Source organism: Streptomyces sp. AC555_RSS877 (genome assembly GCF_019049245.1).
In the GTDB taxonomy this organism is placed as follows: domain Bacteria; phylum Actinomycetota; class Actinomycetes; order Streptomycetales; family Streptomycetaceae; genus Streptomyces.
Genome location: NZ_JAGMUK010000136.1, coordinates 1 through 637 on the forward strand (window position 1 = coordinate 1; position 637 = coordinate 637).

General features: G+C 66.4%; 1 protein-coding gene. It reads left to right on the plus strand.

Translation table 11 applies throughout. The annotated features are described in order from the left end of the window. The coding region (locus KUM49_RS37725; protein ID WP_217241485.1) for a DNA-directed RNA polymerase subunit alpha at positions 1–637 on the plus strand (637 nt) is incomplete at both ends.

Consider the following 637-nt stretch of genomic DNA (forward strand, 5'->3'; position numbering starts at 1 on the left):
TGACCGAAGAGGTCGTCGACGAGTTCCGCTCCCGGTTCGTGATCGAGCCGCTGGAGCCGGGCTTCGGCTACACCCTCGGCAACTCCCTGCGTCGTACGCTCCTCTCCTCGATCCCGGGTGCGGCGGTCACGTCCATCCGCGTCGACGGCGTTCTGCACGAGTTCACCACCGTGCCGGGCGTCAAGGAGGACGTCACCGACCTGATCCTCAACATCAAGCAGCTGGTCGTCTCCTCGGAGCACGACGAGCCGGTCGTGATGTACCTGCGCAAGCAGGGCCCGGGTCTGGTCACCGCCGCCGACATCGCGCCCCCGGCCGGTGTCGAGGTGCACAACCCCGACCTCGTCCTCGCCACGCTCAACGGCAAGGGCAAGCTGGAGATGGAACTGACGGTCGAGCGTGGCCGCGGTTACGTCTCCGCCGTGCAGAACAAGCAGCTGGGCCAGGAGATCGGCCGTATCCCGGTCGACTCCATCTACAGCCCCGTGCTCAAGGTCACGTACAAGGTCGAGGCGACCCGTGTCGAGCAGCGCACCGACTTCGACAAGCTGATCGTCGACGTCGAGACCAAGCAGGCCATGCGTCCGCGTGACGCCATGGCGTCGGCCGGCAAGACCCTGGTCGAGCTGTTCGGTCT